The sequence below is a fragment of the Streptomyces sp. NPDC050534 genome, assembly GCF_044457745.1.
Taxonomy (GTDB): domain Bacteria; phylum Actinomycetota; class Actinomycetes; order Streptomycetales; family Streptomycetaceae; genus Streptomyces.
This window is the reverse complement of sequence record NZ_JBITHF010000027.1, coordinates 41,252-64,338: the sequence shown is the minus strand read 5'-3', so window position 1 is coordinate 64,338 and position 23,087 is coordinate 41,252. Positions and strand designations below refer to the sequence as shown.

At 71.9% G+C, this 23,087-nt stretch carries 22 protein-coding genes, 1 tRNA gene and 2 pseudogenes; 15 read left to right on the top strand and 10 right to left on the bottom strand.

Features of this window, described 5'->3' with window-relative positions; translation table 11 throughout:
• Together ACIBN2_RS45930 and ACIBN2_RS45925 are read right to left on the bottom strand one after the other, a co-directional pair.
• On the bottom strand, window positions 1-575 hold a 575-nt coding region (locus ACIBN2_RS45930), incomplete at its 3' end, for a maltotransferase domain-containing protein (RefSeq protein ID WP_399143759.1).
• A gap of 176 nt (window positions 576-751) precedes the next feature.
• A complete protein-coding gene (locus ACIBN2_RS45925) occupies window positions 752-1,051 on the bottom strand; it encodes a DUF5133 domain-containing protein (RefSeq protein WP_399143758.1) in 300 nt (99 codons plus the stop codon).
• Window positions 1,052-1,370: 319 nt separating this feature from the next.
• Between ACIBN2_RS45925 and ACIBN2_RS45920 the strand changes: the two genes are divergently transcribed.
• Entirely contained in the window at window positions 1,371-1,883 is a 513-nt protein-coding gene (locus ACIBN2_RS45920; RefSeq protein ID WP_399143757.1) for a pep a2, read from the top strand.
• Window positions 1,880-4,021, top strand: coding sequence for a glycogen debranching protein GlgX (gene glgX / locus ACIBN2_RS45915; protein ID WP_399143756.1), 2,142 nt, complete (start codon window positions 1,880-1,882; stop codon window positions 4,019-4,021). The genes ACIBN2_RS45920 and glgX overlap by 4 nt, the downstream gene beginning before the upstream one ends.
• Window positions 4,022-4,051: 30 nt before the next feature.
• On the opposite strand, the gene ACIBN2_RS45910 is transcribed toward glgX, so the two are convergent.
• On the bottom strand, window positions 4,052-4,855 hold the full coding sequence (locus ACIBN2_RS45910) for a VOC family protein (RefSeq protein WP_399143755.1): 804 nt from the start codon (window positions 4,853-4,855) through the stop codon (window positions 4,052-4,054).
• Between the two features lie 171 nt (window positions 4,856-5,026).
• On the opposite strand from ACIBN2_RS45910, the gene ACIBN2_RS45905 reads away from it, so the two are divergent.
• On the top strand, window positions 5,027-5,362 hold the full coding sequence (locus ACIBN2_RS45905; protein WP_399143754.1) for an ANTAR domain-containing protein: 336 nt from the start codon (window positions 5,027-5,029) through the stop codon (window positions 5,360-5,362).
• A 37-nt stretch (window positions 5,363-5,399) separates the two neighbouring features.
• Here ACIBN2_RS45905 and ACIBN2_RS45900 read toward each other — a convergent pair whose 3' ends face one another.
• On the bottom strand, window positions 5,400-6,194 hold the full coding sequence (locus ACIBN2_RS45900; protein ID WP_399143753.1) for a SigB/SigF/SigG family RNA polymerase sigma factor: 795 nt from the start codon (window positions 6,192-6,194) through the stop codon (window positions 5,400-5,402).
• A gap of 243 nt (window positions 6,195-6,437) precedes the next feature.
• Between ACIBN2_RS45900 and ACIBN2_RS45895 the strand changes: the two genes are divergently transcribed.
• The 4 genes from ACIBN2_RS45895 (at window position 6,438) to ACIBN2_RS45880 (ending at window position 9,275) form a co-directional block, all read left to right on the top strand.
• Complete coding sequence (locus ACIBN2_RS45895) at window positions 6,438-6,890, top strand: MarR family winged helix-turn-helix transcriptional regulator (RefSeq protein WP_399143752.1); 453 nt, start codon at window positions 6,438-6,440, stop codon at window positions 6,888-6,890.
• The gene (locus ACIBN2_RS45890; protein ID WP_399143751.1) at window positions 6,887-7,747 is read left to right on the top strand and encodes an ABC transporter ATP-binding protein; all 861 of its coding nucleotides are present in this window, start codon (window positions 6,887-6,889) and stop codon (window positions 7,745-7,747) included. The genes ACIBN2_RS45895 and ACIBN2_RS45890 overlap by 4 nt, the downstream gene beginning before the upstream one ends.
• Window positions 7,707-8,561: an ABC transporter permease gene (locus tag ACIBN2_RS45885; protein ID WP_399143750.1), complete on the top strand. Its 855-nt coding sequence runs from the start codon at window positions 7,707-7,709 to the stop codon at window positions 8,559-8,561. Before ACIBN2_RS45890 ends, ACIBN2_RS45885 begins: the two co-directional genes overlap by 41 nt.
• A gap of 192 nt (window positions 8,562-8,753) precedes the next feature.
• Window positions 8,754-9,275, top strand: a complete 522-nt coding sequence (locus ACIBN2_RS45880) for a hypothetical protein (RefSeq protein ID WP_399143749.1) — start codon at window positions 8,754-8,756, stop codon at window positions 9,273-9,275.
• A gap of 70 nt (window positions 9,276-9,345) precedes the next feature.
• Here the strand turns inward: ACIBN2_RS45880 and hemC are convergent, their stop codons facing one another.
• The 3 genes from hemC to ACIBN2_RS45865 form a co-directional block, all read right to left on the bottom strand.
• Window positions 9,346-10,281 (bottom strand): hydroxymethylbilane synthase, encoded by a 936-nt coding sequence (gene hemC, locus ACIBN2_RS45875; RefSeq protein ID WP_399143748.1) that lies wholly within the window; start codon window positions 10,279-10,281, stop codon window positions 9,346-9,348.
• A 61-nt stretch (window positions 10,282-10,342) separates the two neighbouring features.
• On the bottom strand, window positions 10,343-11,212 hold the full coding sequence (locus ACIBN2_RS45870; RefSeq protein ID WP_399143747.1) for a hypothetical protein: 870 nt from the start codon (window positions 11,210-11,212) through the stop codon (window positions 10,343-10,345).
• A gap of 41 nt (window positions 11,213-11,253) precedes the next feature.
• Entirely contained in the window at window positions 11,254-12,438 is a 1,185-nt protein-coding gene (locus tag ACIBN2_RS45865; protein ID WP_399143746.1) for an MFS transporter, read from the bottom strand.
• 186 nt (window positions 12,439-12,624) lie between these two features.
• On the opposite strand from ACIBN2_RS45865, the gene ACIBN2_RS45860 reads away from it, so the two are divergent.
• The 6 genes from ACIBN2_RS45860 (at window position 12,625) to fdh (ending at window position 20,160) form a co-directional block, all read left to right on the top strand.
• Window positions 12,625-13,641, top strand: a complete 1,017-nt coding sequence (locus tag ACIBN2_RS45860; RefSeq protein ID WP_399143760.1) for a DUF5937 family protein — start codon at window positions 12,625-12,627, stop codon at window positions 13,639-13,641.
• 102 nt (window positions 13,642-13,743) lie between these two features.
• Window positions 13,744-13,887, top strand: a complete 144-nt coding sequence (locus ACIBN2_RS45855; RefSeq protein ID WP_399143745.1) for a hypothetical protein — start codon at window positions 13,744-13,746, stop codon at window positions 13,885-13,887.
• 119 nt (window positions 13,888-14,006) lie between these two features.
• Window positions 14,007-14,405 (top strand): SseB family protein, encoded by a 399-nt coding sequence (locus tag ACIBN2_RS45850; RefSeq protein ID WP_399143744.1) that lies wholly within the window; start codon window positions 14,007-14,009, stop codon window positions 14,403-14,405.
• A 98-nt stretch (window positions 14,406-14,503) separates the two neighbouring features.
• Window positions 14,504-15,577, top strand: a complete 1,074-nt coding sequence (locus ACIBN2_RS45845; protein WP_399143743.1) for a 4Fe-4S dicluster domain-containing protein — start codon at window positions 14,504-14,506, stop codon at window positions 15,575-15,577.
• Window positions 15,574-16,635 (top strand): NrfD/PsrC family molybdoenzyme membrane anchor subunit, encoded by a 1,062-nt coding sequence (gene nrfD / locus ACIBN2_RS45840; RefSeq protein WP_399143742.1) that lies wholly within the window; start codon window positions 15,574-15,576, stop codon window positions 16,633-16,635. Before ACIBN2_RS45845 ends, nrfD begins: the two co-directional genes overlap by 4 nt.
• Window positions 16,636-16,899: 264 nt before the next feature.
• A complete protein-coding gene (fdh, locus tag ACIBN2_RS45835) occupies window positions 16,900-20,160 on the top strand; it encodes a formate dehydrogenase (RefSeq protein ID WP_399143741.1) in 3,261 nt (1,086 codons plus the stop codon).
• On the opposite strand, the gene selD is transcribed toward fdh, so the two are convergent.
• A complete protein-coding gene (selD, locus tag ACIBN2_RS45830) occupies window positions 20,161-21,180 on the bottom strand; it encodes a selenide, water dikinase SelD (RefSeq protein ID WP_399143740.1) in 1,020 nt (339 codons plus the stop codon).
• Between the two features lie 34 nt (window positions 21,181-21,214).
• On the opposite strand from selD, the gene ACIBN2_RS45825 reads away from it, so the two are divergent.
• Window positions 21,215-21,307, top strand: a tRNA-Sec gene (locus tag ACIBN2_RS45825).
• A gap of 35 nt (window positions 21,308-21,342) precedes the next feature.
• Here the strand turns inward: ACIBN2_RS45825 and ACIBN2_RS45820 are convergent.
• Window positions 21,343-21,504, bottom strand: a pseudogene (locus tag ACIBN2_RS45820) (SelB C-terminal domain-containing protein); the annotation flags it as partial.
• A gap of 147 nt (window positions 21,505-21,651) precedes the next feature.
• On the opposite strand from ACIBN2_RS45820, the gene ACIBN2_RS45815 reads away from it, so the two are divergent.
• Window positions 21,652-22,416, top strand: coding sequence for a hypothetical protein (locus tag ACIBN2_RS45815; protein WP_399143739.1), 765 nt, complete (start codon window positions 21,652-21,654; stop codon window positions 22,414-22,416).
• 243 nt (window positions 22,417-22,659) lie between these two features.
• Here the strand turns inward: ACIBN2_RS45815 and ACIBN2_RS45810 are convergent.
• Window positions 22,660-23,085, bottom strand: a pseudogene (locus ACIBN2_RS45810) (GTP-binding protein); the annotation flags it as partial.
• Window positions 23,086-23,087 lie beyond the last annotated feature (2 nt).

Genomic DNA, 23,087 nt, shown 5'->3' with positions numbered 1-23,087 from the left:
AGCAGCGGCAGCGTCGGCGAGGCGGTGACGAACTCCCGCAGCGGATGCCGTCCCAGCACCGCGTCCACCTCCGGCGTCAACGCCGCCGCAAGACGGGTCGCGACCGGCAGAGAGTCGTCGCGCAACGTCCTGACCGCGTCCAGCACGGCATTGCGCCCGGGCCCTGCGGGAACCCCGGCGGCCAGCCGCTCGTGGAGGTCGCCGCCCTCCTCCAGCACAAGACCGGTGTCGATGCCGGCCGGGATCTTGATGCGGGCGTTGTGCCGCCAGGTGGCGACCGGGTCGCTCCAGGCCTCGACCCGGAACGTCCAGTGGCCCTCGGAGGTGGGGGTGACCTCGGCGCCCCAGCGGTCCGAGCCCGGCTCGAGTTCCCGCATCGGGGTCCACGGGCCGTGCCGGCCCTCGGGATCGGTCAGGACGACGTTGGCCGCGACCGCGTCATGGCCTTCCCGGAACACCGTCGCGGTGACCTGGAACGTCTCGCCCACGACGGCCTTGGCCGGGAACCTGCCGCACTCCACCGCCGGGCGGACTTCCCGCACCGGGATGCGGCCGATGGCCGGAACCGAACTCATGCGTCTCACCTCCACCGTGCTGGAAGACCGAGCCGTCGGCCCGGTCGGGGACAAACAGGGGGCCGGAGGGATCACCTCCTCCGGCGTGCGCCGAAAGGATCTCCCCGGCCTGCGCGGAAAGGATTCCTCCGGCCTGCGCCGAACGGGTCACCTCTCGGTGGCCCGCGCCGAAGCGGTCACCTCTCCCCGGCGAGGCGCCGATGCACACGCGGCGGTCCGCGCCGTTCCGGTCCCGCGCTTCGGGGCCTGTCGTCCTGCTCCAGGAGGTAGGCGCCGAGGGTGGACCGCAGATAGCGCTCGGCGGCGTCCGCGGCCTCGCGGGCGCAGCGTTTGCCCATCAGAACGCAGAGGGTGTAGCCCGAGTCCTCGAAAGTGGCCCGCACCGTGCGGTCCGCGGGGGACGCGAGCATGACGCGTTCCCACGCCCGGTACCGCCGCAGTTGCCGGGCCACCTCGGCTTTTGCCGGTAGCAGCATGACGCCCTTCACTTTCCGGGGGCTCGATCGCACGTCTCCCGACCGTCGGGCGGCGGCCGCACGTGGGCACGCACGGATCCGTTACGGGCATCGAGGTCTTCACACATGGTGCACGGACGACGACTCAGCGTCTTGTTGGAGCTTCAACTACCCCTGGCGGCCCGTTGATCACCAGTTGTGCGCTCGTGTTGCACGAATGGCGTAGCGCTCCCACGCTTGAGGTGACTCAGGAGCGATCGCCGCTCACGCTGTGCATACGGGGCTCGTCCCGCCAGGGGCGAGGACAAGCGGGAGCTTCGCCGGTGAGGAGCCAACGACGATGAAGACCGCAGCACCTTGTTACTACCACCTCGACGTGGAGGTCAGTCCGGAACGGGTCGGACACGTCCGGCGCATCCTGGCCGCCCACCTCCGGCTCTGGTACCTCGAAACGCTGGTCGAGCCCGTCTGCAGCGCCGCCGAGCTGCTGCTGAAGGCCATCGACGAGCACGCGACGGACAAGAACACGTCGATCGAGATGTGGTGGAACGGGCAGCATCTGATCACCGCGGTGGCGGAGAACGACAGCAACCTGCGCCCCGACCAGGACCTGCGCACCTGCCTGGAACGGATCGCCGCGATGAGCGACGGCTGGGGCTGCTGCGCCACGGACACCGGCAGCAAGGTCATCTGGTTCTCGCAGCGGGCCCGGGCCGGCGAACGTGTGCCCCTCGTGCCCGTGGCGCCCTGGCCGCGCACGAGCGAGATGCTCCAGGTGCCCCGCGAGGCGCAGGCCGCGGTGCTCGCGGCCGAGGTACGCGAGTCGGACGGCCTGCTGGAGGACGCACGGTGACGGCGAAGCGACGCCGCAAGGCAGGGGTGCCCGTCTGGAGCGGGCACCCCTACCCGTTGGGTGCCTCCTTCGACGGCAAGGGCACCAACTTCGCCCTCTTCAGCGAGGTCGCCGAACGCGTCGAGCTCGTCCTGGTCGACGACGACGGCCGCGGGCGCGGCATCCCCGTGACCGAGGTCGACGGCTTCGTCTGGCACTGCTATCTGCCGGACGTCCGGCCCGGGCAGCGCTACGGCTACCGGGTGCACGGGCCCTGGCACCCGGACCTGGGGCACCGCTGCAATCCGAAGAAGCTCCTGCTCGACCCGTACACCAAAGCGGTCGACGGGCAGGTGGACAACCACGCCTCGCTCTTCGAGCGCTCACCGGGCGGCCCGTCCCGGACCGACAGCGCCGGGCACACCATGCTCGGCGTGGTCACCGATCCCGCCTTCGACTGGGGCGACGACCGCCCGCCGTGCCGGCCGTACTCGGACAGCGTCATCTACGAGGCCCACGTACGGGGCCTGACCCGCACCCACCCCGACGTCCCGCCCCGACTGCGCGGTACCTACGCCGGCCTCGCGCACCCCGCCGTCATCGAGCACCTGACCGGGCTCGGCGTGACGGCGGTGGAGCTGATGCCGGTGCACCAGTACGTGCAGGACGGTGTGCTGCTCGACCGCGGCCTGTCCAACTACTGGGGCTACAACACCATCGGCTTCTTCGCCCCGCACAACGCCTACGCCGCCCGCGGCACCCGCGGCCGGCAGGTCACCGAGTTCAAGTCGATGGTGAAGGCGCTGCACGCGGCCGGGCTCGAGGTGATCCTCGACGTCGTCTACAACCACACGGCCGAGGGCAGCGAGAAGGGCCCCACGCTCTCCTTCCGCGGCATCGACAACGCCTCGTACTACCGCCTGGTGGACGGCGACTGGCGCCACTACTACGACACCACCGGCACCGGCAACAGCCTGCTGATGAGGCACCCGTACGTCCTGCAGCTCATCATGGACTCGCTGCGGTACTGGGTCACCGAGATGCACGTCGACGGCTTCCGCTTCGACCTGGCGGCCACGCTGGCGCGGCAGTTCCACGAGGTGGACCGGCTCTCGGCGTTCTTCGACCTGATCCAGCAGGACCCGGTGATCAGCAGGGTCAAGCTGATCGCGGAGCCCTGGGACGTGGGGGAGGGCGGCTACCAGGTGGGCAACTTCCCGCAGCTGTGGTCGGAGTGGAACGGCAAGTACCGTGACGCCGTACGGGACTTCTGGCGGGGCGGCGAGCACATGCTGGGGGAGTTCGCCTCCAGGCTGACCGGCTCCGCCGACCTGTACCAGCACAGTCGGCGCCGCCCGCGGGCCAGCGTCAACTTCGTCACCGCGCACGACGGTTTCACGCTGCGCGACCTGGTGTCGTACAACGACAAGCACAACGAGGCCAACGGCGAGGGCAATCGGGACGGGGAGAGCCACAACCGGTCCTGGAACTGCGGCGTCGAGGGCGAGAGCGACGACCCGGCCGTACGGGAGCTGCGCGCCCGCCAGCAGCGCAACTTCCTGGCCACCCTGCTCCTGTCGCAGGGCATCCCGATGCTGAGCCACGGCGACGAACTGGGCCGCACCCAGAACGGCAACAACAACGCCTACTGCCAGGACAACGAAGTGTCCTGGATCAACTGGCGGCCGTCCGGCGAACAGCGTGATCTCGCGGACTTCGTGCGCTACGTCATCGGGCTGCGCGCCGCCCATCCCGTGCTGCGCCGCCGCCGGTTCTTCCGCGGCGAGACGGCGACCCACGCGGACCAGCCGCTGCCCGACCTGGTGTGGCTGGCGCCGGGCGCGCGCGAGATGACGGAGGAGGAATGGCACCGCGGGCACTCCGTCGCCGTCTTCCTCAACGGCGACGCGATCGCCGAACCGGACCCGTGCGGCCGCCCCGTGGTGGACGACTCGTTCCTGCTGCTGCTCAACAGCTACTGGGAGCCGGTGGAGTTCCGGCTGCCCGACGTCACGTACGGCGAACGGTGGACGACCCTGATCGACACCGCCGACCTCCAGGACGGGCCCGACGAGACGGAGCACAAGGCCGGCAGCGCGCTGACCGTCGAGGCGCGCAGCCTGGTCCTGCTCACCCGCCCCTCCCGCACGGCCGGCTGAGCCCCGGCCGGCGCCTGCCGCCGGCGGCGCTCAGCGCTCGCGGCGCGACGTCACCGTGAACTGCGCGCCGTCGGCGTCGCGCAGCACGGCCTCCTCGCTGCCCTTCGTCAGGACGCTGCCGCCGTGCAGTTCGGCGGCCCGCACACAGGCCGCCACGTCCGCCACCGCGAAGTGGACCTGCCAGTGGGGCCGGATGGTGGGGTCGGGGGCCGCGCCCAGGGCGCCGGACTCGATACGGGCCACGATGTCGCCCTGGCTGCGCAGCACCACCTCGCCCCCTTCGTAGTGGACCTCGCAGCAGCCGGAGCGCCCGTTCGCCCAGTCCAGCACCTCTCCGTAGAAGATCGCCGCGTCGAATGCGTCGCGTGTGTGCAGCCGGATGAAGGTCGGTGACGCCTGACGCCACTTCTCCCAGTCGGCGACGAGTGCTCCCTCCCAGATCCCGAAGGTCGCCCCGTCGCGGTCGGCCAGCAGTGCCGCACGCCCGGGCGGGAAGGAGATCGGCCCGACCGCGGCCGTGCCGCCCCGCTCCTGCGCCCGTGACACGGCCTTGTCGGCGCTGGGCACGGCGAAGTACGGGGTCCACGCCACCGCCATCTGCCACATCGAGGCGACGGCGGCGATGCCGGCCACGGGCACCCCGTCCGCCAGCGCCATCCGGAAGCGGTCGCCGAGCCGGGCCGGGCGCCACTCCCAGCCCAGTACGGCGCCGTAGAAGCCCTCCGTGGCATCGAGATCGCGGCTGGTCAGGCTCACCCAGCAGGGCGCCCCGAAAACCGAGTCCGAGGAGACGATGCGGGTTGTCGCGCGAGGGCGTGAGACGTCTTGGTTCATGGGCAGTCACGTCCTGGTCCGTTCCACCGGCGGCCACCGGCCTCGTACCAGTGTCCGGCCGGAACCCCTCCGGGTGCCTGTCGAGTACCCCGGTGATACGGCCGAAACGGGTGCCCGCCGACTGCCCGCCGCCCAGTGGCGCGGGGCCGGACCGGTGCCAAGATGGAGTGCGTGGCACAGGTACCCCACGAACCCGCAGACGAGACCGACCGCATCTTCGAACTGCAGGAAGAAGTCGACCAGCTGAAGGAAGCCGTCGCCTCGCACGCCGTCGTGGACCAGGCGATCGGGATGGTGGTCGCGCTGGGCCGGGTGACGCCGGACCTGGGGTGGCTGGTGCTCAAGGACGTCTCCCAGCACACGAACATCAAGCTGCGCAATGTCGCGGAACTCGTCGTCATCTGGGGACGCTCGGGGGAGATGCCCGAGGAGATCCGGGCGGAGCTGGAGGACGCCCTGGACCGCCACGGACCCACGCAGTTCCCCGAGCTCCCACCGGAGAGGTGAGACGACGCGGCCGCGAGGGGCCGTACGGCGCCGCGGCTCAGCCGGTCTCCGCGAGCAACTCCTCACGGAGCTGGGCGAAGCAGCCGCTGAGCAGCCGGGAGACATGCATCTGTGAGATGCCGAGCTGCTCGGCTATCCGGCTCTGCGTCATGCCGCGGAAGAACCGCAGATAGAGGATGACGCGCTCCCGCTCCGGGAGCGCCGCGATGCTGGGTCCGACCGCCACGCGGTCGACGACGACGTCGTAGGCTGGATCGGCGGCTCCGATCGCGTCCGTCAGGGCGTAGCCGTCGGAGCCGGGCAGCTCGGCGTCGAGGGACAGGGCCGAGAAGCACTCCAGCGCCTCCATGCCCACCCGCACCTCGCTCTCGCTCATCTGCGCGTGCCGGGCGATCTCCGGGACGGTGGGCCCGCGTCCCGGGGTGGTCTGGGACAGCTCCTTGGCGGACTGCCGGACTCTGTTGCGCAGGTCCTGGACCCGGCGTGGCACGTGCAGCGTCCACATGTGATCGCGGAAGTGCCGTTTGATCTCGCCGGTGACGGTGGGCACCGCGTACGCCTCGAAGGCGTGGCCGCGAGCCGGGTCGTAGTGGTCGACGGCCTTGACCAGGCCGAGGGCCGCCACCTGGTAGAGGTCCTCGAGGGATTCCCCGCGCCCCTTGAACCGGACCGCGATCCGCTCGGACATGGGGAGCCAGGCCCTGACCAGTTCGTCCCGGAGCTGTTTGCGCGACGGACCGTCGGGCAGCCGCGCCAGCCGTTCGAAGGCCTCGGCGGTCTCGGGGGCGTCATCGTGCGGGTGGGGTGTGGTTCTGCCGCTGGTGACACGCATGGCGCGCACCTCCCTGAGGCGGTGCTGGGGGGACAGTCACCATGGGAGACGCGGACCCGGACCATTGCAGAGGCCGCCCGGGGGCCGACCGGCTCCCACAGACGTGCCTCCTGTTCCGAAGCACTTAAGTCCTGTGCCCGAAGTCGGTACTTCCGAAACAAAGCGGACATCGTGGCCATGCCGGCGGCCGCGCTTGACCGTCCCTTGGGTTCATTACCTCTGCTACAGAGGTAATCTCCGGACGTGGAACCGGAACACTTTCCCGACGAGCTGGTCGACGCCCTCGTCGGCGTCCACCGGCGGCTGCGGCGGCGCCTTCGCCACCAGATCACCCCGCAGCTGCGCGGGGCCGAGGTCGAACTGCTGAGGCTGGTCGTGGGCCGCCCCGGCATCGGCATCTCCGAGGCCGCCAAGGAGCTGCACCTGGCCGGGAACTCGGTCTCGACGCTGGTCAACGCGCTGTCCCGGCAGGGCTATCTGGTCCGTGAGACCGATCCCGCCGACCGTCGGGCCGCCCGGCTGATGCCGACGCCCGCCGCCGAGGCGAGGCTGGAGGAGTGGCGCAAGCGGCGCTCCGAACTCGTACGGAGCGGGCTGTCCCGGCTCGACGAGGCGGAACGGGAGGCGCTGAGTGCGGCGATTCCGGTCCTGCGCACGCTGGCCGACCACCTGCACGAGGAAGCCGAGGAGTCATGACGCGCGACGCCGACACCGCACCGGCCGAGGCCGTCACCTGCACCGGGCTGTCCTACGTCTTCGGCGAGACGAAGGCCGTCGACGGGCTCGACCTGTCGGTCGAGGAGGGCGAGGTCTTCGGACTGCTCGGCCCGAACGGCGCGGGGAAGACGACCGCCATCCGCTGCATCACCACCCTCCTGCCCGTTCGGGCCGGGCTGGTCCGCGTCTTCGGGCACGACGCGGCCAAGGACCGGATGGCCGTACGCCGACTGCTGGGCTACGTGCCGCAGCAGCTGTCCGCCGACGCCGGCCTCACCGGCCGCGAGAACGTCGCCTTGTTCGCCCGCGTCTTCGACGTCTCCCGCGCCGAACGGGCCGAACGGGTGAGCCAGGCCCTGGCCGCCGTCGACCTCACCGACGCCGCCGACCGCCTCGTCAAGACCTACTCCGGCGGCATGATCCGCCGCCTCGAACTCGCCCAGGCCCTGGTCAGCGCGCCCCGGCTGCTGATCCTCGACGAGCCGACCATCGGGCTCGACCCGATCGCCCGCACCGGCGTGTGGGACCAGATCAACGCCGTACGGGCGGCCACCGGCATGACCGTGCTGGTCACCACCCACTACATGGACGAGGCCGACCAGTACTGCGACCGGGTCGGCCTCATGCACCGCGGCCGCATCCGGGCGCTCGGCACCCCCGCCGAACTCAGGCAGGGGCTGGGCGAGCGCCGGCGCGCCGAGGGTGCCGCGGACACGGCCCCGCTGCCCACGCTGGAGGACGTCTTCCGCGATGTCGCCGGCAGCGGTCTCGACGACAAGGCAGGAGATTTCCGCGATGTCCGAAGCACCCGCCGTACCGCCAACCGCGTCGGCTGAGCGCGCGAGGGGCATCGAACTGCTGCTACGGCCGCCCCAGCCCCGGGCCGGCTGGCGGCTGCTGCCCGCGCGCGTGGGGGCGATGTGCGCCGTCGAACTGCAGAAGCTGCGCCACGACCGCACCGAGCTCTACACCCGCGCGGTGCAGCCCGCCCTCTGGCTGCTGATCTTCGGTCAGACCTTCACCCGTATCCGGGCGATACCCACCGGCGGCATCCCCTACATCGACTACATGGCGCCCGGCATCATCGCCCAGTCCGCCATGTTCATCGCCATCTTCTACGGCATCCAGATCATCTGGGAACGCGACGCCGGCATCCTCAACAAGCTGCTGGTCACGCCGACTCCACGCTCGGCCCTGATCACCGGCAAGGCCTTCGCGGCCGGCGTGAAGTCGCTGATCCAGGCCCTCGTCGTCGTGATCATCGCAGCCCTGCTCGGCGTGGCCCTGACCTGGAACCCGCTGAAACTGCTCGGTGTCGGGGCGATCGTGATCCTGGGCTCCGTGTTCTTCTCCTGCCTCTCGATGACCATCGCCGGCGTCGTCCTCAGCCGCGACCGCCTCATGGGCATCGGACAGGCCATCACCATGCCGCTGTTCTTCGGCTCCAACGCCCTCTACCCGGTCTCCGTCATGCCCGGCTGGCTCCAGGCGGTCAGCAAGGTCAACCCGCTCAGCTACGAGGTGGACGCCCTGCGCGGCCTGCTGATCGGCGCGCACGCGCACGTGGCGCTCGACTTCGGGGTGCTCCTCGTGGCCGCCGCGCTCGGCATCACGGCCGCCTCCTCACTCCTCGGCCGGCTGGCCCGCTGATCTTGCCCCCGGAACGTGATGTGCCACACGCGGCGGTACACCCTCGTGTGGCTTGTTCCGACCGTTGTTCCTGGGCACGGCTTGATCAGTGATCAAAGCGCGCGAATGCGCTGGCCACAGCGCATTCTGCTCATTTGACAGTGCGCTCGGCGCCCAGATAGGCAGGACCCTCTGAGTTCGAAGAGGTGGACTGTGTACGAGCCGAACGTGGTCGGGGACTGGCAGGAATACGACGAGCATGCCGGTCTGCGTGTCCGCGTCCACCGACTGGAGGCCGCCGAGCCGCCGCGCGGACGGGACGACGCCGCCGAGGGGCTCACCTATTTCAGCGTCCGCGTGACGGTCGAGAACCGCGGAAGCCGGCATTCCACCATCCACCTGGAGGACGGTCAGCTCGACGTGCGGATCGGCCCCGACGGCGAGGCCGCGTTCATCGACTGGCGCAACTCGCAGTTCATCGAGGGCTTCGACGTCTACCCGCTGCGCCGTGCCACCGCCGTGCTCTACGCGGCCGGCCCGGAAGCCTCGATGGGTCAGATCGACGTCCAGGTCCAGCTGCGCGTCGACGACGAGTGGGCCGACCGCCGGCTGTGGGCGGGCGGCATCGGACTGCACGAGGAGGCCGTCGGCGCCCACCCCTGCGGCGTGAGCGACCGGCTGGCCCACCAGGTGAGCAAATTCCTGCGCGACCAGGCGGAGGAAGGCACCGCCTGATCCGCGTCCGCCTCGGTGCGGGCTGCCGCCTCGGCGCGGAGACGGCGTCCTCACCAAGGAGACGGCGTCCTCAGTGCGGGATGCCGTCGATGATCTCCCGGGCGCCCTGACGCAGCAGCGCCACGGCGACCGACGTGCCCAGTGTGGCCGGGTCGAGCCGGCCGGCCCACTCATGGGCGTTCAGGCGCGTCTTGCCGTCCGGGGTGAACACACAGGCGCGCAGCGACAGTTCGCCGCCGTGGTCCACGCGGGCGTACCCGGCGATCGGGCTGTTGCAGTGCCCCTGCAGGACGTGCAGGAACATGCGCTCGGCGGTGGCCTCCCGGTGCGTGTCCGGGTCGCCGAGACCGCTGACCGCCTCGATGAGTTCGGTGTCGCCCTCCCGGCACTGCAGGGCGAGGATGCCCGCGCCGATGGGCGGCATCATCGCCTCGGGGGAGAGGATCTCGGTGATCACGTCCTCGCGCCCGATGCGCTCGAGACCGGAGACCGCGAGCAGCAGCGCGTCCGCCTCGCCCGCCGCCAGCTTGGCCAGCCGCCGGTTGGCGTTGCCGCGGAACGGCACGCACTCCAGATGCGGATGGGTGGCGGCGAGCTGGGCGACGCGGCGCACCGAGGAGGTGCCGAGCCGGGTGCCGTCCGGGAGTTCGTCCAGGGTGAGGCCGCCCGGGTGGATCAGGGCGTCACGGATGTCGTCCCGCTTCAGGAACGCGGCGAACGTCGTGCCCGCGGGGAGCGGACGGTCGGCGGGCACGTCCTTCACGCAGTGCACCGCGAGGTCGGCCTCGCCCGCCAGCAGCGCGGCGTCGACCTCCTTGGTGAACGCCCCCTTGCCCTCGACCTTGGACAGCGCGCCCATCCACTTGTCGCCGGTCGTCTTCACCGGCACCACCTCGGTGCGCACACCGGGATGCAGGGCCGCCAACTCGCCACGGACACGCTCCACTTGGGCGAGCGCCATGGGCGAGTCGCGGGAGACGATACGGATCAGTTCTGGGACGGACATGCGGACACGATAGACCTCCGGGACGGGGTGTTTGTGCCGTACCGCTCCTTCGGGGCCTGAATCACGCTTGGTTGAGACTCAGGCGTGCGGGGTAGGGGTAGAGGTCGTTCCGCCAGCCGGGTGCCGTGTCGTCGAGTTCGGCGGCATGGGCCGGTGTGCGCAGCAGGCAGCGGTGACGCAGCAGTTCACGCTGCTCCTCGGGTGTGAGCCTGGTGTAGGTGAGCCCGTCCAGATCGTCGCCGTAGCCGTGTGCGCATGCGTTGAGCTCGTAACCGGTCTCGGTGCGCAGGTCGACCCGGAAGTCCGTGCGCCACTGCGAGTTGTGACCCCAGCCCTTGGACTGGTCGTCCGTGGGACGGTGCCGGCGCCGGTACGTCCAGTACAGCGGGGACCGGTCGGCCACGCCCCGCTCGGCGTGCCGGACTCCCGCACGCACCCGCACCCCGGCCCGGCTGAACAGCAGGTTCCCCATCGCCAGACCGGGCCAGACGAGGCCGGTGATGCGGATCGGCTCGTCCGGGTCCGGCGCCTGCTCGACCTCCACGATCTCGTGCCAGAACGGATCGAAGGCGGCCGTCCTCTCGAACGGCGTCATGCCCAGGCGACCGAACAGCTCCAGGTACTGAGCCGGCGTCAGCGCCGCCGGCCAGGGCTCGTCCGGGTCGCCGGGCGGCTGGAGGGCGAGCAGGAGCACATCACTGACGCGGCTCAGCGCGTACAGCTCCCAGAGCAGTTCCTGGCATCGTCCGTCCGGTCCTTCGACGGCCCATCGGGCCAGTTGACCCACGCCTTCGGCGAGTTCCGCGCGGTAGTCGCCCACCGCCCGGCCGAGCCACGGCTGCACCACCGCGCCGTGTGCGTCCGCACCGGTGTGGTCCCGCAGCCGCTCGAACAACTGCCGCGCATCGACCCGGTCCTCGTCCGACTCCATGCGTGGACAGTAGAGGGGGACGGGCCTGCGGCTCCACGTGATTACCGCGGTTCCGCGACCGCCCGGGACATGTGGGCGTTGGGCAAGGTCAGTACCGCGAGCGCACCGAGGGTGAGCAGGCCGCCGACGAGGAACGTGCCGCGCACGCCGACGAGCGGCAGCAGGCTTCCACCGAGGAGGGCGCCGGCGGCCACGCCCACGTTGAAGGCCGCCCCGTTGGCGGCGAGGGCCGACTCCGTACGGCCTGGCGCGACCCGCAGCACCTGGCTCTGCGTCGCCATGAACACCGGCGCGACGGAGGCGCCGAGCAGCATGAGCAGCGCCACGGTGGCCACTTGACTGCTCGCGCCCGCGGACAGGCCCAGCAGGGCGGTGGCCTGCGTGACCACGGGGACCGTGAGCGTGGCGCGCGGGAAGCGGTCGAGGAGCGGGCCGGCGAGCGCGATGCCGGCCAGCGCGGCCACGCCGAACGCGAACAGCACGCCACTCACCGCGTCCTCGCCGAACCCGCCGACATCCTTCAGCAGGACGGCGACGTAGGTGTATCCCGCGAACACCCCGGTCACCGACAGGGCGGTGGTCGCGACGACGACCTGGAACCGGCGGCGGTCCGGCTCGGCGCCGTACGCCGCGTGGCTCTCCTGGGGACGGGAGGTCGGCAGCACTGCGGCGATGACGACGAGGGAGACGAGTGCGAGTGCGCCGAGCACCGCGAAGGGCGCCTGCCAGCCGCCGCGGCCGCCCAGCCAGGTTCCGGCCGGGACGCCCAGCACCGTGGCCAGCGAACCGCCGAGGGACAGCAACCCCATGACGCGGCCGCGCCGTTCGGGCGGGAACAACCCGACCGCGACCGGCCCCATCAGCACCCAGAACGACGCCTGCGCCAGCGCGGTGGCCAGCCGCGCCGCCAGCAGCATCCCGTACGAGACGCTGTGCAGCGCCGACACCCAACTGGCCACGGCCAGCAGCCCCAGGAGCAGGGCGAGCAGATACCGGCGCGGCACCGAGCGGGTGAGGCGGGCGGCCGGCAGCGACACCACTGCCACCGTGAGGCCGTACCCGGTGACCAGCGCGCCCACGGCGCCGAGCGGCACCCGCAGGTCGGCCGCCATGAGCGACAGCAGGCCGAGCGGGAGGTTCTCCGCGGTGTTGAACGTGAACGCCGCCAGCATCAGCGCCGCGACGACGGCGCCCCTGCGCCAGGCGGCCGGACGTACGCTGCCCATCCAGAGGTCCTCCGGGGTGTCGAGGTCGGGGTCGGTGACGGTGACGGGAATGGCCGGGCAGGCCGGGGCCAGCGTGCCGGGACCGGGGTGGGCCTTCTACTGTTTCGGTCCACGCCGAATCGGATCCGCCTCGCCTCGGGCCGTACCGGACATGCCGGATGTGTTGTGAGCGCTCAGGAGGCCGCCTTGCCGCTGACCCTGCACCTCGGCGCCGACGACCTGACGCGATGCCGGTTCGCGATCTCGCCGCTGTGCCAGACCCACGAGGCGCTGCGCATGCTGCGCCGCCCCGCCCGGCACGGCTACCACCGCGCCTGGCTGCACCGTGTCCGCCGTACGCTCGCCGGGCTCGACCTTTCGCCCCTGTGGCTGTTCGTGCCGCGCGTCGGCGGCTACACCCCGGACTTCCTCGGCCCGCCGCCCGGGGAGCCGTACCCCACCATCGACGACGAACTGGCCCGGATGCGTGCCACCGACCCGGCCCTGGCCCGCGTCGAGATGGCCCGCTCGCTCGCGTGCACGCCCGGCCTGACCGAGTCACCGCGGGGCCGCGCCGCACTCGACGATCCCGCCGGGACGGTCCGCCGCCTGGCCGACCTCACCGAACTGGCCTGGCACGCCCTGCTGGCACCGGACTGGCCCCGCCACCGTTCCGTCCTGGCGGCGGACATCGCGCATCGTTCACGTCTGGCGGCCGACGGCGGACTGCAAGCACTGCTCACCGGCCTGCACCCCGGCGTCGACTGGGCCGGCCACCGGCTCACCCTGCGCGGGTACGGCGACCACGCGGAGGCGCAACGCCCGGACGGGCGCGGCATCTTGCTCATGCCCAGCGTGTTCGTGTGGCCGGATGTGGTCAGCGGCTTCGCCTGCCCCTGGCAGCCGACGGTCATCTACCCCGCCCGCGGCATGGGCCGTCTCCACACCGCGCCCGCACCGCGCCCGCCGGAGGCCCTCGCCCGCCTGCTCGGACATCAGCGGGCGGGCCTGCTGGCCGGTCTGACCGTCCCCGCCTCCACGACGGAACTCGCCGACCGGCACGGCCTGGCCCCGTCCACCGTGTCGTCCCATCTCACCGCCTTGCGCGCGGCGGGGCTGCTCGATGCGCGGCGCCAGGGTTACTACGTGCTGTACGAGCGGACGGCGCTGGGGGACGGACTGCTGGCAGGGGGACAGGGCGGTCCTGCCGAGCGCTCGTCGTAGGAGGCCAGGACCAGGAAGTGCCCGGGCTGAACGAGCAGGCATGGGAGGCACCGACGTGGGAACCCACCCGGGCGTTGACGGAAACAGGGTGGGGAGTGGCACATGCATGAGGAAGAAGGCGGACACGGCGCGTCTGTGGTGTGGCGGTACGTGACGCCGAGGCCGCCGGTGATGCGTTCCGTGATGCTGGCGGCAGCCGTCGTGGTCGTGGTGGCCGCGCTGTGGGCGACGGCCGTGGGCCGCTGACCGGCGCGCGGCTCCCGGGCGGCACATGACGGGTGCGACTTGGGGGTACTCGGGGCCGGATCCCGCCCGGGGACGGCTCGATGTCTTCGGGGCCGTCCGACCAACGGAATGGACCGACCGTGACTGAATACTTCCCCAACGGTTCCGCCTCCGCCGTTCAGCTCGCCCTGCGGGCCGTGGTCGCGGGCGATGCGGACCAGGCGGAACTCGACACCCTCGCCGACAGCGAGGTGCTGATCCCCACCGGCGGCCCCGTGGGAGACCAGCCTCCCGGGACGGTGACGCTGCCCGTCTACGAGCAGCAGGACGGCACCGAACTGGTGCCGGTGTTCACTTCCGAGGCCCGGATGCAGCAGGCGTTCCCGCGGATCACGGAACACCGCCAGATCCAGCTCGGCGCGCTCGCCCACCGCTGGCCGTCCGAGGAACTGGCCCTCGTCATCGACGCCGGGACCCCGGAGGAGCTGGCACTGACCGCACAGGGGGTCAGAGACCTGCTGGACCGCGAGGACGACTGACGACGACCCCGGCCGCGAGCACACGGGACCGCGCCCTCAGCCGGTGGCACTTCGCCGAGCGCGTCGCACTTTGACGTGTGGAACAAGGAGGTCGAGCCATGACCGACAGCGGCTCCGGCGAAGCGCTCCGGGCGCGGTCGCCGCAAGCGGAGCACGAAAACCTGCTGTACGGGCCGCAGCCCGAGGTGGCGCGCGCGTCCGGCTATCCGGACAGCCCGCCCCGCGTGGGCTTCTTCACCGACACGTCCGTGTGCATCGGCTGCAAGGCGTGCGAGGTGGCCTGCAAGGAGTGGAACGCGGTTCCCGAGGACGGCCTGGAACTGACCGGCATGTCCTACGACAACACGCAGGGACTCGGCGCGGACACCTGGCGCCATGTGGCCTTCATCGAGCAGCGCAAGCCGCTGGGCGGTCAGGAACCGGGTGTCTCCCACGAGGGCGTGGACGTGTTCGACGCGGCCCGGCAGCTGGGCGCCGACGCCGCCTCGCCCGGCCCCGGCGCCACGGCACCGGCACCGGACGCGGCGTCGGCGGGCGCGCCGGCGGGCGCACCGGCCGGGGAGATCTCCCCCATCGCCCCCGACGGACGCACCGAACTGCGCTGGCTGATGGCCTCCGACGTGTGCAAGCACTGCACGCACGCGGCCTGTCTCGACGTGTGCCCCACCGGCGCGCTGTTCCGCACCGAGTTCGGCACGGTCGTCGTCCAGGAGGACATCTGCAACGGCTGCGGCTACTGCGTGCCCGCCTGCCCGTACGGCGTCATCGACCAGCGCAAGGACGACGGCCGCGTCTGGAAGTGCACCCTCTGCTACGACCGCCTCGGCGTCGGCATGGAACCCGCCTGCGCGAAGGCGTGTCCCACCGACTCCATCCAGTTCGGCCCCCTGGACGAGCTGCGGACACGGGCGTCGGCGCGCGTGGCCCAGCTGCAGGCGACCGGCGTCACCGACGCGCGCCTGTACGGCGAGGACCCAGGCGACGGGGTCGGCGGCGACGGCGCGTTCTTCCTGCTGCTGGACGAGCCGGAGGTCTACGGACTGCCGCCGGACCCGGTCGTCACCACACGGGACCTGCCGGACATGTGGCGGCACGCGGCGCTGGCCGCCGCCTCGCTCGCCGCGCTGGCCGTCACCAGCTTCGTCAAGGGCGCCGTCAGGAGGCCGCGATGACCGGATCCGACGTGACACGCGAAGACGTCGAGGGCGCGCGGCCCGGACGGAACGCGCTCACCGGGGCCGCGACCGGGCGCCGCCGGCGGCGCCGTGGCCGCGGCGAGCGGTCCATGGTGCCGGACGCGGAGTTCTCCTCGTACTACGGCAAACCGGTTCTGAACAAGCCGACGTGGAAGGCCCTCGACATCGCGGGCTACCTCTATCTCGGCGGACTCGCGGGCAGCTCCTCGCTGCTGGCCGCCGGCGCGCACCTCACCGGCCGCCCGGCGATGGCCAGGGTGGCGAAGCTGGGGGCGACGGGCGCCATCTCGCTGTCACTGGCCGCGCTCGTGCACGACCTCGGCCGGCCGAGCCGCTTCATGAACATGCTGCGCGTGTTCAAGCCGACCTCGCCGATGAGCGTGGGCTCGTGGCTGCTGTCGGCCTACGCCCCGGCGACCATGGCCGCCGTGGCGAGCGACCTGGCGGGCCGCTACCGGCTCGTCGGCTCGGCCGCGACCGCGGCGGCCGCCGCTCTCGGTCCCTCGGTCGTGACGTACACCGCCGTCCTGATCTCGGACACGGCGGTGCCCTCCTGGCACGAGGGCTACCGTGAGCTGCCGTTCGTCTTCGCCGGCTCAGGTGCCACAGCGGCGGCGGGACTGGCGCTCGCGGCGGCACCGGTCGAGGAGACGGGTCCCGCCCGCCGGATGGCCGCGCTGGGAGCGGTCCTCGAACTGGGCGCCTTCCAGGCGATGAAGCGGCGGATGGGCCTGTCGGCCGAGCCGCTCGAGCAAGGCACGCCGCACCTGCTGCTGCGCACCGCGGAAGTCCTCACGGCCGGTGGCGCCACACTCGCCGCCCTCGCGGGCCGCCGGCACGACCGCGCCCTCGCGGCGGTGGCCGGAGCGGCCCTGCTGACCGGCTCGGCGGCCCTGCGCTTCGGCGTGTTCCACGCCGGGGTCGCCTCCGCCGAGGACCCGAAGTACACGGTCGTACCGCAGCGGGAGCGGCTGGCGAAATCCCGGGGCGAGCAGCAGGTCGACGAGCAAGATCAGCCACACCGGCCGCGGTGACGTCCGGCGGGCGCACATGCCCGGGCAGTCCGACGTCGCCAGACGGCCGGCGAGCGGCGACATGTCGGTCAGGGTCTCGTTGACGTCGAAGACCAGCACGCCCGGAACACGGCCACGGGTCAAGGGGATCACCGTCCTCGGCAATGGACGCGACACGTTCGGCCGTTTCGGTTCATGTGGCGCGGGTACTCCGCGGGCCGAAACGTATGCGCAGCAGCGGCGGGAACAGCCGCCGCCGGCGGAACCGGACGGGAGGACTGAACCATGGGAGTCCGCACCTGGATCGACTCCTGGCCGGTCTACCGCCAGCTGAAGGGCACGGACCCGCTCGGCCGCGGCGCCGCCGCCAAGAGCGGGCGCAGCGAGCGGCTGACGCCCCGTGTCGCACGCGCGGACCGCGTGGTGAAGTCCGTCTGCCCGTACTGCGCGGTGGGCTGCGGCCAGAACGTCTACGTCGAGAACGGCAAGGTCACGCAGATCGAGGGCGACCCCGACTCCCCGATCTCCCGCGGCCGCCTGTGCCCCAAGGGCTCGGCCAGTCTCCAGCTGACCACGGGCGACGCCCGCGAGCACCAGGTCCTCTACCGGCGCCCGCACGGCACCGAATGGGAGCGCCTCGATCTCGACACCGCGATGGACATGATCGCCGACCGGGTCGTCGAGTCCCGGCGGGCCGGCTGGCAGTGGGAGGTCGACGGCACCCGCACCCGGCGCACCCTCGGCTTCGCGAGCCTGGGCGGCGCCACGCTCGACAACGAAGAGAACTACCTGATCAAGAAGTTGTTCACCGCGCTCGGAGCGATCCAGATCGAGAACCAGGCGCGTGTTTGACACTCGTCCACCGTTCCCAGTCTGGGAACCTCGTTCGGACGCGGCGGCGCGACCACCTTCCAGCAGGACCTGCAGAACTCCGACTGCATCGTCATCCAGGGCTCGAACATGGCCGAGTGCCATCCGGTCGGGTTCCAGTGGGTGATGGAGGCCAAGGCCCGCGGCGCGAAGGTGATTCACATCGATCCGCGCTTCACCCGCACCAGCGCCCTGGCCGATGTGCACGTACCGCTGCGCGCGGGCTCGGACATCGCCTTCCTCGGCGGGATCATCAACCACGTCCTGGAGAACGACAAGTACTTCCGTGACTACGTGGTGGCGTACACGAACGCACCCGTGATCCTGCGCGAGGACTTCCGTGACACCGAGGACCTGGAGGGCCTCTTCTCCGGCTTCGATCCCGACAACCGCAGCTACGACAACAGCAGTTGGCAGTACGAGGGCATGGAGATGCAGGCCGCCTCCGGCGAGCGCGACCAGGAGTACGAGGAGCGCACCGGCGACGGCAGCTCGGTGACCGAGGCCGCGCGCGGCGAGGCCCACGGCTCCGGTGGCGCGGACATCGGCGAGGGCGAGCCGGAACGGGACGAGACGCTCAGCCATCCGCGGTGCGTCTTCCAGGTCCTCAAGCGGCACTACGCCCGCTACACCCCGGAGATGGTCGAGGAGATCTGCGGTGTGCCGCGGGACCTGTTCCGCCAGGTCTGCGAGCTGGTGTCGGACAACTCCGGGCGGGACCGCACGACCGCCTTCGCCTACGCGGTCGGCTGGACCCAGCACACGGTCGGCGTGCAGTACATCCGCGGGGCCGCCGTGCTGCAGACCCTGCTCGGCAACATCGGCCGGCCGGGCGGCGGCATCCTCGCGCTGCGCGGCCACGCCTCCATCCAGGGCTCGACGGACATCCCCACCCTGTTCAACCTGCTGCCCGGCTACATCCCCATGCCGCACGCCCACAAGAACGAGGACCTGGACGCGTTCGTCCAGGGGGAGGCGGCACGCAAGGGCTACTGGGGCAACATGCGCTCCTACCTGGTCAGCCTGCTCAAGGCGTACTGGGGCGAGGCCGCCAGGGCCGACAACGACTTCTGCTTCGACTACCTGCCGCGGCTGACCGGCTCCCACTCCGCCTACGAGACGGCCATGGCCCAGATCGACGGCGTCTGCAAGGGCTACTTCCTGTACGGCGAGAACCCGGCGGTCGGCAATGCCAACGCCAAGGTGATGCGCCTGGGCATGGCCAACCTGGACTGGCTGGTCGTTCGGGACTTCTCCCTGATCGAGTCGGCCACCTGGTGGAAGGACGGCCCGGAGATCGAGACCGGCGAGATGCGCACCGAGGACATCGGGACCGAGGTGTTCTTCCTGCCGGCCGCGGCACACACCGAGAAGGACGGCAGCTTCACCAACACCCAGCGGCTGCTCCAGTGGCACCACCAGGCCGTGGAACCGCCGGGGGAGGCCCGCAGCGACCTGTGGTTCACCTACCACCTAGGGCGGATCATCCGCGAGAAGCTGGCCGCCTCCACCGACGCCATGGACAAGCCGCTGCTCGACCTGACCTGGGACTACCCGGTCAAGGGCGGGCTGGCCGAGCCGGACGCCGAGGCCGTCCTCGCCGAGATCAACGGCCATGACGCCGAGGGGAATCCGCTGTCCTCCTACGAGCAGCTGGAGGCCGACGGCTCCACCGCCTGCGGTTGCTGGATCTACTGCGGGGTCTACGCCGACGGCGTCAACCAGGCGGCCCGCCGCATGCCCGGCAAGGAGCAGAACTGGGTGGCGAAGGACTGGGCCTGGGCCTGGCCGGCCAACCGGCGCATCCTCTACAACCGGGCCTCCGCCGATCCCGACGGCAAACCCTGGAGCGAGCGCAAGGCCCTGGTGTGGTGGGACGAGGACGAGGAGAAGTGGGTCGGCCACGACGTCCCCGACTTCAAGGCCACCAGGTCCCCCGACTACGAGCCGCCGCCGGACGCGACGGCCGCGGAGGCCCTGTCCGGCAAGGACCCGTTCATCATGCAGGCCGACGGCAAGGCATGGCTGTACGTGCCCTCCGGGATCACCGACGGCCCGCTGCCGGCGCACTACGAGCCGCAGGACTCGCCGTTCCCGAACCTGCTCTACCGTCAGCAGCGCAATCCGGTACGGCAGTTGCTGCCGCCGCACCCCGACAACCGCTACCAGCCCAGCGGCACCGAGCCGGGCTCGCAGGTGTTCCCGTACGTGGCCACCACCTACCGGCTCACCGAGCACCACACGGCGGGCGGCATGTCCCGCTGGCTGCCGTATCTCGCGGAACTGCAACCGGAGTTCTTCTGCGAGGTCTCGCCCGAACTCGCCGCGGAGCGCGGTCTGGAGCACATCGGCTGGGCGACGATCGTCAGCGCGCGGGGCGTCGTGGAGGCGCGGGTCCTGGTCACCGACCGGATGGCCCCGCTGACCGTGCAGGGACGCCGGCTGCACCAGGTCGGGCTGCCCTACCACTGGGGTCCGAACGGCTACAGCACGGGTGACGCGGCCAACGAACTGCTGCACCTCTCCCTCGACCCCAACACGCACATCCAGGAGAGCAAGGCGTTCGCCGTGGACATCCGGCCCGGCCGGCGCCCGCGTGGCGAGGCGTCGCTCCAACTGGTGCGCGACTACCGGGCGCGGGCGGGCATCGACGAACACACGGGCACGGAACCCTGATCACCTGAGGACGATCGAGTGGGAGCCGAGGGGCGCCAGTTCGCCGATGACGGGAGCACCCGGCACCTCCCCGGCGACCAGCAGTCCGCCGGAGGTCTGTGCGTCGGCCAGCAGCAGCCGCGTATCGGCGTGCGTGTCCCCGAAGTCGGTGTACGGCGCCACCCATTCCAGGTTGCGCCGGGTGCCGCCGCTGACATAGCCGTCGCGGACCGCCTCCCGGGCGCCCTCCAGGTAGGGCACGGCCGCCGTGTCGATCACCGCCGTCACACCGGAGGCGCGGGCCAGCTTGTGCAGATGGCCGAGGAGCCCGAAGCCGGTGACGTCGGTGGCGCAGGTCGCCCCGGCGGCCAGGGCCGCGGCGGAGGCCTCGCGGTTCAGGGCCGTCATCGTGGCGATCGCCTGCTCGAACCGCTCACCGGTGGCCTTGTGCCGGTTGTTGAGCATTCCCAGGCCCAGCGGTTTGGTCAGGGACAGCGGCAGACCGGCGCGTCCGGTGTCGTTGCGCAGCAGCCGCGCCGGGTCGGCGACGCCGGTCACGGCCATGCCGTACTTGGGCTCGGGGTCGTCGACACTGTGGCCGCCGCCGACATGGCAGCCCGCCTCCCTGGCCACGTCGAGGCCGCCGCGCAGCACCTCGCGGGCCAGGGCGAACGGCAGCCGGTCGCGGGGCCAGGCGAGGAGGTTGACGGCGACGATCGGCCGTCCGCCCATCGCGTACACGTCGGACAGCGCGTTGGCGGCGGCGATGCGCCCCCAGTCGTAGGGGTCGTCGACGACGGGGGTGAAGAAGTCGGCGGTGGACACCACGGCCATGCCCTCCTGCCCGGGCAGCGTGACGACGGCCGCGTCGTCGCCCGTGGCGAGACCGACCAGCAGCGAACTGTCCGCCCCGGTGAGCGAGGGAGCCGTCAGACCGGCGACGACCTCCTCCAGTTCTCCCGGCGGGATCTTGCACGCGCACCCGCCGCCGTGGGCGAACTGGGTCAGTCGTACGGCCTCTTGGCGGGTCGTCTGTGTCACATCGGTCTCCTGGGGAACTAGCCTTGCGGTCGGTGGAGGCGTGTGGGTGCCTGGTGGCCCTCCCGGTCTTCAAAACCGAGGTGCCCGAGGATCTCGGGCAGGCGGGTTCGATTCCCGTCCGCCTCCGCTCCCCGGCCCCTCCCTGCAACGCCGCCTCTGGTCGTCCACGCGCTCCGTGTACCCCTGCGCGTCCAACTGCTCCAGCAGCGGTACGGCGACCCGGCGGGTGGTGTCCAGGGCCTTGCGGGCCTCGCTCAGCGTGAACGGCTGCGGCAGCCGGGCCAGGATCGCGGCGGCCCGCGCATCGGCGCCCGGCAGCAGCACGATCCCGTCTGCGACGCGCAGCAGCGCACCGGCGGCCTCCGCGGCGGCCACCGCCTTGCGGTTGAGGCCCAGCCCGGTGAGCCGGTCGGCGTCAGGAGCACGGAAGGGGTTCCTCGCCAGATCCCCGCGCACGGCTTCCACGGCCGCGTGGACGGCGGGAGGGAGGGGCGGGCGCAGGCTTTCGACTCCGTACAACCGGCCCTGCCGGAGGTGGAGTTCGGGGGCGTCCGCGGCGAGCGCGTCGACCAGGGACCGGTCGGGCAGGTCCAGGAGGCGGCGGGCGGCCTCCATCGGCAGGCCGGGGTCCAGGGCGTGCTCCTTGGCGTGCCGCTCCACCTCGTCGACCAGGCGCTCGCCCAGCCGCGCCCAGTGGGCGGGGTCGGCCAGCCAGTCCCCGGCGACGGGCGCGGCCGGTGCGGGAACGCCCATCGCGAGCAGCTCCGAGCGCCGGATCAGCCCGCGCCGCCGGAGCTCCGCCGCCCCGTCCGGGGTGCCGGTCATGGCGGTGAGCTCCGCGGCCCGGGCGCGCCCCGCGCCGCGCCGGGCGAGCCGGGGCGGCCGGACGTCGAGCACGGTCGCGGCGCAGGGCACCCGTCCGCCTCCCGGCTCGCGCAGCACGGCGCGGTCGCCGACCCGCAACGGCAGTTCCCGGCTCAGGGTCAGCCGGGCCGTGTCCTCGCCCAGTGGACGGACGGTCACCGGGACGGCGGCGGTACCGCAGTGCAGAGTGACGGTCCGGGGCAGGTCGGCGGCGGGTTCCCCGGCGATCCGGACGTCGACGAGCCCGGTGCGCAGCCAGCGCTCCGGCGTCAGCAGGACGGTTCCCCGCCGGAGGGTGCCGGCGCCGGTCCCGTGCACGTTGACGGCCACGCGCGCCACACCGCTGACGGAGTCCCGGTCCTCGTGCAGTGACTGCAGGCCGCGCACCCGCAGGGCGTTCGCCCCGTCCCCGGTGACCAGCCGGTCCCCGACGCGCAGGGTGCCGGACCCGAGGGTGCCGGTGACCACGGTGCCGTGCCCGCGCACCGTGAAGGCCCGGTCCAGCCACAGCCGTACGTCGGCGTCGGCGGGCGGGACCGGCAGGGAGACCGCCAACTTCCGCAGCTCGGACCGTAGTTCGTCGAGACCGGCACCGGTCACCGAACTGACCGCCACGGCGGGCACGGCGCCGAGCGAGGTGGCGGCCAGCCGCTCGGCCGCGTCCGCCAGGACGGGACCCGGGTCCGCCAGATCGCTGCGGGTCACCACGAGGACGGCGTGCCGCACACCGAGCGCGTCGAGGATCGCCAGATGCTCCTCGGACTGGGGCTGCCAGCCTTGGTCGGCGGCGACGGCGAAGAGCACCGCGGGCACGGCCCCCACCCCGGCGAGCATGGTCGCCACGAACTTCTCGTGGCCGGGCACGTCGACGAAGGCGAGATCCTCGCCGTCCGCGCCGAGCCGGGTCCACACGAAGCCCAGGTCGAGGGTGAGGCCCCTGCGCCGCTCCTCCTCCAGGCGGTCCGGTTCCATGCCCGTCAGCGCCCGGACCAGGGCCGACTTGCCGTGGTCGACGTGCCCGGCGGTGGCCAGCACCCGCATGA